Origin of the sequence: Nocardioides sp. (assembly GCF_030019515.1) — a bacterium.
Taxonomy (GTDB): Bacteria; Actinomycetota; Actinomycetes; order Propionibacteriales; family Nocardioidaceae; genus Nocardioides.
Map to the genome: position 1 here is coordinate 62,275 of NZ_JASEEQ010000005.1, position 9,790 is coordinate 72,064.

Genomic DNA, 9,790 nt, shown 5'->3' on the forward strand with positions numbered 1-9,790 from the left:
TAGCGGGTGGGCCCGGAAAGGAAAGAAACCAGTGCTCATCGCACAGCGCCCCACCCTGTCGGAAGAGACCGTCGACGAGTTCCGCTCGCGGTTCGTGATCGAGCCCCTGGAGCCCGGCTTCGGCTACACGCTGGGCAACTCGCTCCGCCGGACGCTCCTCAGCTCGATCCCGGGTGCCTCGGTCACGAGCATCAAGATCGACAACGTCCTCCACGAGTTCTCCACCATCGAGGGGGTCAAGGAGGACGTCACCGAGGTCATCCTCAACCTCAAGGGCCTCGTCGTCTCCTCCGAGCACGACGAGCCGGTCACCATGTACCTGCGCAAGTCGGGTGCCGGTGACGTGACCGCCGCCGACATCGCGCCGCCCGCCGGTGTCGAGGTGCACAACCCGGACCTGAAGATCGCCACCCTGTCCGACAAGGGCAAGCTGGAGATGGAGCTGGTCGTCGAGCGTGGCCGCGGCTACGTGTCCGCCGTCCAGAACAAGGGCGCCGACAACGAGATCGGCCGGATGCCGGTCGACTCGATCTACAGCCCCGTGCTGAAGGTGACCTACAAGGTCGAGGCGACCCGTGTCGAGCAGCGCACCGACTTCGACAAGCTCGTCATCGACGTCGAGACCAAGCCGTCGATCCGTCCCCGCGACGCGATCGCCTCGGCCGGCAAGACCCTGGTCGAGCTCTTCGGCCTGGCGCGCGAGCTCAACGTCGAGGCCGAGGGCATCGACATCGGTCCGTCGCCCGTCGACGAGCAGCTGGCTGCCGACCTCGCCCTCCCGGTCGAGGACCTGCAGCTGACCGTGCGGTCGTACAACTGCCTCAAGCGCGAGGGCATCCACACCGTGGGTGAGCTCATCAGCCGCTCGGAGCAGGACCTGCTCGACATCCGCAACTTCGGCGCGAAGTCGATCGACGAGGTCAAGGCCAAGCTGGTCGAGATGGGTCTGTCCCTCAAGGACAGCGCGCCCGGCTTCGACCCGCACGCCGCGCTCGCGGCGTACGGCGATGACGACGACGACGCCTTCGTCGAGGACGAGCAGTACTGAACCAAATCGTCCGGCCACCCGGTCGGGCGTCTACCCCGGTACCTAGCACGGCCGGAGAGATGAGAAGAGAGCAATGCCCAAGCCCACCAAGGGTCCCCGCCTCGGCGGCAGCCCCTCCCACCAGCGCCTGATCCTGGCGAACCTGGCCACCCAGCTGTTCGAGCACGGCCGGATCACGACCACCGAGTCGCGGGCGCGCGCGCTGCGTCCGCACGCGGAGAAGCTGATCACCAAGGCGAAGAAGGGCGACCTGCACAACCGTCGCGAGGTCCTCAAGACCATCCGCGACAAGTCGGTCGTGCACACCCTCTTCACCGAGATCGCGCCGACCTTCGCCGAGCGTCCGGGCGGGTACACCCGGATCACCAAGATCGGCCCCCGCAAGGGCGACAACGCCCCGATGGCCGTGATCGCGCTCGTGACCGAGGCCTACCAGCCCTCGGCCCCGAAGGCGAAGCAGAAGGCCACCCCGGCCGCCGCTGCCCCGGCTCCGGCCGAGGAGCCCGTGGCCGAGGAGACCGTGGCCGAGGACACCGTGGCCGAGGAGACGGCTGTCGAGGAGGCTCCCACCGAGCTGACCGACGAGGCGTCGCCGGAGGAGAGCGTGGTCGCCGAGGAGCAGCCCGTCGAGGACGAGGCCGCCGCCGAGGAGAGCACCGAGGACGACAAGGCCTGAGCGCCTGAGAGGTCGACCCGCCCGAGGCTCTCGGGCGGGTCGACGCCATTTCAAGTCAGTCAGGTCAGGCCCAGGCGCTCTCGACCAGCCGGGTGGCCTCGGGGAGGGTCAGGCCGAGCCGGCGGGCGGTGGCGACATACGCCGCGGCGCTCTCGGCGGCATCGGTCGAGCGCCCGGCCGTCGAGGCGGCGACGAAGGTGCCGCGCCGGCCCTCGGTGACCACCACGCCGTCGGCCTCGAGCTCGCGGTAGGCCCGGGCCACGGTGTTCACCGCCAGCACCAGCTCGGCGGCCAGCGCCCGCACGGTCGGCAGGCGGGTCCCGGCAGCCAGGTCGCCGGAGGCCGCGCGGGTGGCGAGCTGGGCGCGCAGCTGCTCGTACGGCGCGACCGGGGAGTCGGGGTCCAGCGGGTGCACGTGCATCCCCGCATGGTAGAGAAATCCCCATGGAGAGCGTGGGCAGCGTGCTGGTGGTGGGGGAGTCGCTGGTCGACATCGTGCACGGACCCGACGGGAGCACGATGGAGTACGCCGGCGGCAGCGCCGCCAACGTGGCGGTCGCCCTGGCCCGGCTCGATCGCCGGGTCCGGTTCGTGACCGCGTGGGCCGACGACGAGCGCGGGCGGGTGCTGGCCGACCACCTGGCGGCGGCCGGGGTCGAGCTCGCCGGCGACCCGCACGTCCTGGACCGGACCGCGACCGCCGCAGCGACCATCGGCGCGGACGGGGCGGCCAGCTACGAGTTCGACCTGGAGTGGCGGATCCCGGACGTCAGCGACGAGCCCGCTCCGCTGGTGCTGCACACCTGCTCGCTCGGCGCCGTGCTCGAGCCCGGGGCGGACGGGGTGCTGGCCCTGGTCGAGCGGCTGCGTGATCGCGCGACGATCAGCTACGACGTCAACGCGCGGCCCGCGATCACCGGCACCGGCCCGGACGTGGTCGCGCTCGTGGAGCGGCTCGCCGCGGTCACCGACCTGGTCAAGGCCTCCGACGAGGACCTGGCCCACCTCTACCCGCAGCTCGACGAGGAGGCCGCGGCCCGGCACCTGCTCGCGCTGGGGCCCGCGGCCGTGATCGTCACCCGCGGCGGGAACGGGGCCGCCTGGTTCGCCGAGCACGCGACCGTCGAGGCGGCCTCCCTGCCGGTCGAGGTGGCCGACACCATCGGCGCGGGCGACACCTTCGGCGCGGCCGTCGTCGACGCGCTCTGGGAGCGTGGTCTGCTCGGCGCCGAGCGCCGGCCCGACCTGCGGCGGCTGGACCCCGGGGTGATCGCGGAGGTGCTCGCGCACGCGGCGCGGGCCGCGGCCGTGACCGTCTCGCGTCCGGGCGCGGACCCGCCGTACCGCTCCGAGCTGTAGGCGCCTGGCCGCACCCGCCGCGCCCCCTGACGAACAGGCACGCGACGCGCGGGGCCGGCGGGCGGCAGGTCAGGGGCGGGCCCGTCCCCGGAGCCTCGCCGCGGGCCGCAATAGGGTTGGGCCCGTGCGCATCCGGCTCGACCTCGCCTACGACGGCACCGACTTCCACGGCTGGGCGGCCCAGCCGGGGCTGCGGACCGTGCAGGGCGAGCTGAGCGACGCCCTGGCGACGGTGCTGCGAGTGCCCTCGGTCGCGGTGGTGTGCGCCGGGCGCACGGACGCCGGCGTGCACGCCCGCGGACAGGTGGTGCATGCCGACCTGGACGGCCTCGAGCCGGCCGCCGTCGAAGGGCTGCTACGGCGACTCAACGGGCGGCTGCCCGCCGACGTGCGGGTGCGCCGGGTGGCGGCGGCGCCCGCCGGGTTCGACGCCCGGTTCGGGGCGCTCTGGCGCCGCTACGCCTACCGGATCGCCGACACCCCGGCGGTGGTGGACCCGCTGACCCGCGGGCACGTGCTCGCGTGGCCGCGGTCGCTGGACCTCGACGCGATGAACGCGGCGTCAGCGGTGCTGGTCGGCCGGCACGACTTCGCGTCGTTCTGCAAGCAGCGGGAGGGCGCGACGACGATCCGGACCCTGCTGGAGCTGTCCTGGGCGCGCGAGCGGTCCGGGCTCCTGGTCGGGACGGTCCGCGCCGACGCGTTCTGCCACAGCATGGTCCGTTCCCTGGTCGGCTGCCTGATCGCGGTCGGGGAGGGGCGCCGGCCGGTGGCCTGGGCCGAGGACATCCTGCGGGCGGAGGTCCGCGACCCCTCGGTCGCGGTCGTGCACGCGCACGGCCTCACGCTGGAGGAGGTCGCCTACCCGCTCGACGACGAGCTCGCCGCCCGGGCCGAGCAGACACGAGCGCGGAGGGTCGCCGATGAGTGAGGACCACTACTTCAGCGCCGACCCGTCGGTGCCGTTCGAGCGCGAGGCCTTCACCTGCGAGGTGTGGGGCCGCGAGCTGACGCTGGTGAGCGGCTCCGGAGTCTTCAGCAGGGGCCACCTCGACCACGCGACCGCGGTGCTGTTCCGCGAGACCGAGCCGCCGGTGCAGGGCCGGTTCCTCGACCTGGGCTGCGGGTACGGCGTGATCGGGCTGGCGATCGCCGCCGCCGTACCGCTCGCCTCGATCACCGCGGTCGACGTGAACGACCGCGCCATCGCGCTCGCCAACGAGAACGCCCGGGGGATGGGCGTGGCCGGCCGGTTCGTCGCGTGCCGGCCCGAGCAGGTCCCGACCGGCGAGGTGTACGACGAGATCTGGTCCAACCCGCCGATCCGGATCGGCAAGGAGGCGCTGCACGAGCTGCTGCTCACCTGGCTGCCGCGGCTCGCCCCGGGCGGCCGGGCGGTGATGGTGGTCGGCAAGAACCTGGGCGCCGACTCGCTGCAGCGTTGGCTCGGCGAGCAGGGCTGGCCGACCGAGCGGCTCGCGAGCGCCAAGGGGTTCCGGGTGCTGGAGACGCGGCGTGGTGACTGACGGCGCCTTCCGGCCGGTCTTCGGCGTGGCCTCGCGGCGCTTCGTCACGCAGTGACCGGACCTCGGTCGGGGAGTGCGGTGGATCGGATGAACCAGGTTGATCCGATCCACCGCACTCCTGCTGGGTGGGTCGCCCAGCCAAGCCCGAACCGCAGTGGACGCTCCTGGGCCTGGCGGCCGTCCGGCCCGATGCCATGGTCGATCCACGCTTCGGGCCTCGGCGGCCTCACGCTCGCCGGTGATGGTCGATAGGCCATCGGGACCGTCGGCCGGTGATCTCGGCCGCGTCAGCCGTGCAGGACCTTCCGGAACAGCGCACAGGTCTCGTCGAGCGCCTCCTGGGCGGCCGTGGAGTGCCGGCCCATGTCCGCGAAGCCGTGGATCAGGCCGGGGAAGGTCCGCACCTCGACCGGTACGCCGGCCGCGTCGAGCGCCTGTGCGTACGCGAGGCCGTCGTCGCGCAGCGGGTCGAACTCCGCGACCACGACGACCGCCGGGGCCAGGCCGGCGAGGTCGCCGTGCAGCGGGGAGAGTCGCGGGTCGGTGTGGTCCGTGAGGTGGCCGGCGTACTGCCGGAGGAACCAGTCCATCGACGCGCGGTCGAGGAAGTAGCCCTCGGCGTTCTCGGCGTGCGAGGGGTACTGGCCGCCCAGGTCGGTGACCGGGTAGATCAGCAGCTGCCCGGCCAGCGGGCGGGCCTCGTCGCGGAACGCCTGGGCGACCACGGCGGACAGGTTGCCGCCGGCGCTGTCCCCGGCCACCGCCATCCGGTCGTCGCCGCCGAGGTCGGCGAGGTGGTCCGCGACGTGCCGGGCGGCGGCCATCGCGTCGTCGACCGCGGCGGGGAACGGGTGCTCGGGGGCGAGCCGGTAGGCCACCGAGACGACCACCGCCGCGCACCCGTCGGCCAGGGTGCGGGCGGTGATGTCGTGGGTGTCGAGGTCGCCGATCACGAAGCCACCGCCGTGCAGCAGCAGGATCGTGGGCAGCGGGCCCTCGCCGGCCGGGCGGTAGACCCGGGCCGGCAGGTCCCCGGCCGCACCGGGGACCGTCGTGTCCTCGACCGAGGCGACCGCGGGCACGGCCGCGGGGTCGCGCAGGTCCACGGTCAGCGTGCGGAAGCCGGCGCGGGCCTCCTCGGGCGTCCCCTCCGACATCGGCTTGGTCTCGGCCGCGGCGATGACGTCGAGCAGTACGGCGATCTGGGGGTCGACGGGCACGGGTTCTCCTCGTTCGGGCCAGTGGTCGGGCCAGTGGTCGGGCCAGTGGTCGGGCCGGTGGTCGGCCGGTGGTCTGGTCAGTGGCCGGCCGGGCTCGCCCACCGAGCGACCTCGGCCTTGCCGAGCGAGCTCTTGTGGACCTCGTCCGGGCCGTCGGCGAAGCGCAGCGTGCGGACCTGGGCGAAGGCGTAGGCCAGCGGGAAGTCCTGGGACAGCCCACCGCCGCCGTGCACCTGGATCGCCTTGTCCAGGATCCACTGGACGGTCTCCGGGGTGGCGATCTTGATCGCCTGGATCTCGGTGTGCGCGCCGCGGTTGCCGACGGTGTCCATCAGCCACGCGGTCTTGAGGACCAGCAGCCGCAGCTGCTCGACGCGGATCCGCGACTCCGCGATCCACTCGCGGACGACGCCCTGCGCGGCCAGCGGTCGGCCGAACGCGACCCGCGAGGCCGCGCGCTCGCACATCAGCTCGATCGCGGCCTCGGCGACCCCGATGGCGCGCATGCAGTGGTGGATCCGGCCGGGCCCGAGACGCGCCTGCGCGATCGCGAACCCGGCGCCCTCCTCGCCGATCAGGTTGGCGACCGGCACCCGGACGTCGTGGAACTCCAGCTCGGCGTGGCCGCCGTGCTCGTGGTCGTCGTACCCGAAGACCTCCATGCCCCGCTTCACCACGAGCCCCGGGGTGTCGCGCGGCACCAGCACCATGCTCTGCTGGCGGTGCCGGGAGGCCGACGGGTCGGTCTTCCCCATCACGATGAGGATCTCGGCGTGCGGGTTCATGGCGCCGGTGATCCACCACTTGCGTCCGTTGATGACGTACTCGTCGCCGTCGCGCTCGATCCGGGTCTCGATGTTGGTCGCGTCCGAGGACGCCACGTCCGGCTCGGTCATCGCGAACGCCGATCGGATCTCGCCGGCCAGCAGCGGCCGGAGCCAGCGCTCCTTGTGCTCCGCGGTGCCGAACAGCGAGAGCACCTCCATGTTGCCGGTGTCGGGGGCCGCGCAGTTGAGCGCCGCCGGGGCCAGGTGCCCGCAGCGGCCGGTGATCTCGGCGAGCGGCGCGTACTGGAGGTTGGTCAGCCCGGGCGAGTCCGCGTGCTCGTGGGGGAGGAAGAGGTTCCACAGCCCGAGGCCCCGCGCCTCGGCCTGAAGCTCCTTGAGCACCGGCGCCTGCGACCAGGCCCAGCGGTCCTCGAGCCCGCCGAGCTGCTCGTGGAAGAGCGGCGCGGAGGGCACGATCCGCTCCGCCATGAAGGCCAGCAGCGCCTCGCGCAGCTCGGTGGTCCTCGCGTCGAGACCGAAGTCCATGTCAGTCCCCTCCCGTTCCCAGTGCGTCCAGGCCGGCCTCGACCAGGGGGTCGAAGCCGGCGCCGATCCTGTCGAAGCCCTCGCCGACGGTCTGGCCCTGGAGGAATCTGAAGCTGATGCCCTCGAGGATCACGGCGAGCTTGAAGTAGGCGAGCCCGAGGTGGAACCCCAGGCCCGAGCGGAGGTCCCCGAGGTCCCGGCCGCTGGCGACGGCGTACCGCGCGAGGTGCTGGTCCGGGGTCGGGTAGCCCGGCGCCAGGCTGACGTCGGACACCAGCCCGGCCGCGGGCAGCGCCCCGAGCCGGTCGTAGACCAGCAGCAGGGCGAGGTCGGTGCGGGTGTCGCCGAGCGTCGCCATCTCCCAGTCGACGACCGCCTTGACCTGGTCGTCGGCGCCGGTGAGCAGGTTGTCGAGGCGGTAGTCGCCGTGCACGACGCCGACGTGCTCGCGGGCCGTCTCGTCGTCGGGCACCCGCTCGGTCAGCAGCCGGTGCAGCTCGTCGGCGGCCGGGCGGTCCTGGGTCTTCGAGCCCTCGAGCTGCTGGCCCCAGCGCCGCACCTGGCGCCCCAGGAAGCCCTCGGGCCGGCCGAAGCCCGCGAGCCCGACCGCCGCGGGGTCGACCGCGTGCAGCGTGGCCAGCACGTCGATCATCCGGCCGGCGATGGTCGCGGTGCGCTCCGGGCCGAGCGACGCCAGCTGGGAGACCGAGCGGTACGCCGTGCCGGCGACCCGCTCCATCACGTAGAACGGCGCCCCGAGGACCTCGGGGTCGGCGCAGTGCGCGTACGTGGCGGGCACCGGGACGGCCGTGCCCGCCAGCGCGCTCATCGCGGTGTACTCGCGGCCCATGTCGTGGGCGGTCGCCTGGACGTGCCCGAGGGGCGGCCGGCGCACGATCCACCAGGAGTCGCCGTCGGTGACCTCGTAGGTGAGGTTGGACCGGCCGCCGGCGATCACCTGGGCGCGCAGCTCACCCGCGATCTCACCGGGCCGCTGCTCGTCGTACCAGTGGCGGAAGGAGGCGAGGTCGAGGCCGGGGACGTCGTGGGCCCGCAGGTCGCTCACGACGGCCGTCCGCCCTGGTCGACGGCCTCGTCGACCTTGTGCTGGAGGCGGCGCATCCCGGCCAGCCAGCGGTCGGTGTCGGTGGCGCGGGCGGCGTAGTAGCCGGCGACCTCGGGGTGGGGCAGCACCAGGAACCGGTCGTCGTCGAGGGAGGCGACCCAGGCGTCGGCGACCTGCTCCGGCTCGAGCGCGACGTCGCGGGAGAGCAGCTCCTGCAGAGGACCCGCGTCCTCGAGCATCTGCGTGCGCACCCCCTGCGGGCAGATCGCCTGGACCACGATGCCGCGGTGGCCGTAGGTGACCGAGAGCCACTCGGCGAAGCCCACCGCGGCGTGCTTCGTGACGGAGTACGGCGCGCTGCCGATCATCGTCAGCAGCCCCGCCGCCGAGGCCGTGACCACGAACCGGCCGCCGCCGGACTCCAGCCAGCGCGGCACCAGCAGCCGGGCGGCGCGCACGTGCGCCATCACGTTGACCTCGAGGATCCGCTGCCAGTGCTCGTCGGGGGTCTGCAGGCTGTCGGCCGCGCCGAGGCCGCCGGCGCCGTCGATGCCGGCGTTGGCGCAGTACACGTCGATGCCGCCGAGCACCTCCGTGGCGCGCCCGACGAGCGCCGCGACGCCGTCGGCGGACGACGCGTCGCCCGGCACCGGCGTACCGCCGATGTCGTCGGCGACGGACCGCGCGGTGGCCGGGTCGAGGTCGTTGACGACCACGCGCGCGCCCTCGGCGGCGAGCCGGGTCGCCAGCGCACGTCCGATCCCGCGGCCGGCGCCGGTGACCACGACACCCTTGCCCCGGAGCTGCTCGTGCATCAGACCCCGCCGGTGAGGGTCACGCCGCCGTCGAGCGTGATCGTCTGGCCGGTCACCCAGGCCGCGTCGTCGGAGAGCAGGAAGGTCACCGCGCCGGCGACGTCTTCGGGGACACCGAGGCGCTTGAGCGGGTAGCTCGCGGCGACCTCGTCCTCGCGACCCTCGAAGAGCGGGCCCGCGAACTGCGTCTTCACGATCGCGGGCGCCACCGCGTTGACCCGAACGGTCGGGCCGAGCTCGACCGCGAGCGACTCGGTGAGGCTGATCAGCATCGCCTTGGAGGCGCCGTACATGGCGATGCCCGGGGCCGGCTTGACCCCGGAGACCGAGGAGATGTTGACGACCGCGCCGCCGTGCTCGGCCATCCAGGCCCGGTGCGCGGACTGCACCCAGGCCAGGGCACCGAGGGCGTTGACCTCGACGATCTTGCGCGCGGCCGCGAGGTCGATGTCGACCAGGCTCGAGAGCACCGGGTTGATGCCGGCGTTGTTGACCAGCAGGTCGAGGCTGCCGAACGTCTCGATGGTGCGGCGTACGGCGTCCTCGCGGTGCTCGGGGTCGTCGGCCTTGCCGGCCACGGCGATCGCGTGCTCGGCGCCGCCGAGGCTGCGCACGGCCTCCTCGAGTGCCTCGGGCTTGCGGGCGGTCAGGCAGACCTTGGCGCCCTCGTCGACCAGGCGCCGGGCGATGCCCAGCCCGATGCCGCGGCTGGCCCCGGTCACGATCGCGACCTTGCCGGCGATTCCTTGCACGTGTCCTCCTGCGTC

Annotated in this window: 11 protein-coding genes; 5 read left to right on the top strand and 6 right to left on the bottom strand. The window is 73.5% G+C overall.

Going from position 1 to position 9,790, the window contains the following annotated elements; translation table 11 throughout:
* The first annotated feature begins 31 nt into the window (after positions 1 to 31).
* Positions 32 to 1,048 carry a DNA-directed RNA polymerase subunit alpha gene (locus QMC84_RS08825; protein WP_011757304.1) on the top strand — a complete coding sequence of 339 codons (1,017 nt, stop codon included), beginning with the start codon at positions 32 to 34 and terminating at the stop codon, positions 1,046 to 1,048.
* 73 nt (positions 1,049 to 1,121) lie between these two features.
* Positions 1,122 to 1,724 (top strand): 50S ribosomal protein L17, encoded by a 603-nt coding sequence (gene rplQ / locus QMC84_RS08830; RefSeq protein WP_300373954.1) that lies wholly within the window; start codon positions 1,122 to 1,124, stop codon positions 1,722 to 1,724.
* A 64-nt stretch (positions 1,725 to 1,788) separates the two neighbouring features.
* On the opposite strand, the gene QMC84_RS08835 is transcribed toward rplQ, so the two are convergent.
* Positions 1,789 to 2,145 (bottom strand): GntR family transcriptional regulator, encoded by a 357-nt coding sequence (locus QMC84_RS08835; protein ID WP_300373956.1) that lies wholly within the window; start codon positions 2,143 to 2,145, stop codon positions 1,789 to 1,791.
* 23 nt (positions 2,146 to 2,168) lie between these two features.
* Between QMC84_RS08835 and QMC84_RS08840 the strand changes: the two genes are divergently transcribed.
* From QMC84_RS08840 to QMC84_RS08850, 3 genes are all read left to right on the top strand, one after another.
* Positions 2,169 to 3,083, top strand: coding sequence for a PfkB family carbohydrate kinase (locus tag QMC84_RS08840; RefSeq protein ID WP_300373958.1), 915 nt, complete (start codon positions 2,169 to 2,171; stop codon positions 3,081 to 3,083).
* 124 nt (positions 3,084 to 3,207) lie between these two features.
* Positions 3,208 to 4,014: a tRNA pseudouridine(38-40) synthase TruA gene (truA, locus tag QMC84_RS08845; RefSeq protein ID WP_300373960.1), complete on the top strand. Its 807-nt coding sequence runs from the start codon at positions 3,208 to 3,210 to the stop codon at positions 4,012 to 4,014.
* Positions 4,007 to 4,609 (top strand): methyltransferase, encoded by a 603-nt coding sequence (locus QMC84_RS08850; protein ID WP_300373962.1) that lies wholly within the window; start codon positions 4,007 to 4,009, stop codon positions 4,607 to 4,609. The genes truA and QMC84_RS08850 overlap by 8 nt, the downstream gene beginning before the upstream one ends.
* Before the next feature lie 287 nt (positions 4,610 to 4,896).
* Here QMC84_RS08850 and QMC84_RS08855 read toward each other — a convergent pair whose 3' ends face one another.
* From QMC84_RS08855 to QMC84_RS08875, 5 genes are all read right to left on the bottom strand, one after another.
* Entirely contained in the window at positions 4,897 to 5,829 is a 933-nt protein-coding gene (locus QMC84_RS08855) for an alpha/beta hydrolase (protein ID WP_300373964.1), read from the bottom strand.
* Positions 5,830 to 5,906: 77 nt separating this feature from the next.
* Positions 5,907 to 7,142 (bottom strand): acyl-CoA dehydrogenase family protein, encoded by a 1,236-nt coding sequence (locus QMC84_RS08860; RefSeq protein WP_300373966.1) that lies wholly within the window; start codon positions 7,140 to 7,142, stop codon positions 5,907 to 5,909.
* A gap of 1 nt (position 7,143) precedes the next feature.
* Positions 7,144 to 8,208 (bottom strand): phosphotransferase family protein, encoded by a 1,065-nt coding sequence (locus QMC84_RS08865; RefSeq protein WP_300373968.1) that lies wholly within the window; start codon positions 8,206 to 8,208, stop codon positions 7,144 to 7,146.
* Positions 8,205 to 9,023 (bottom strand): SDR family oxidoreductase, encoded by an 819-nt coding sequence (locus QMC84_RS08870; RefSeq protein ID WP_300373970.1) that lies wholly within the window; start codon positions 9,021 to 9,023, stop codon positions 8,205 to 8,207. The genes QMC84_RS08865 and QMC84_RS08870 overlap by 4 nt, the downstream gene beginning before the upstream one ends.
* Positions 9,023 to 9,775 carry an SDR family oxidoreductase gene (locus tag QMC84_RS08875; RefSeq protein WP_300373972.1) on the bottom strand — a complete coding sequence of 251 codons (753 nt, stop codon included), beginning with the start codon at positions 9,773 to 9,775 and terminating at the stop codon, positions 9,023 to 9,025. The genes QMC84_RS08870 and QMC84_RS08875 overlap by 1 nt, the downstream gene beginning before the upstream one ends.
* Positions 9,776 to 9,790 lie beyond the last annotated feature (15 nt).

Bases quoted from the DNA above. Each gene is read 5' to 3' on its own strand.
- QMC84_RS08835 (WP_300373956.1), bottom strand. From the start codon at position 2,145: ATGCACGTGCACCCGCTGGACCCCGACTCCCCGGTCGCGCCGTACGAG.
- QMC84_RS08870 (WP_300373970.1), bottom strand. From the start codon at position 9,023: ATGCACGAGCAGCTCCGGGGCAAGGGTGTCGTGGTCACCGGCGCCGGC.
- QMC84_RS08840 (WP_300373958.1), top strand. From the start codon at position 2,169: ATGGAGAGCGTGGGCAGCGTGCTGGTGGTGGGGGAGTCGCTGGTCGAC.
- QMC84_RS08860 (WP_300373966.1), bottom strand. From the start codon at position 7,142: ATGGACTTCGGTCTCGACGCGAGGACCACCGAGCTGCGCGAGGCGCTG.
- QMC84_RS08850 (WP_300373962.1), top strand. From the start codon at position 4,007: ATGAGTGAGGACCACTACTTCAGCGCCGACCCGTCGGTGCCGTTCGAG.
- rplQ (WP_300373954.1), top strand. From the start codon at position 1,122: ATGCCCAAGCCCACCAAGGGTCCCCGCCTCGGCGGCAGCCCCTCCCAC.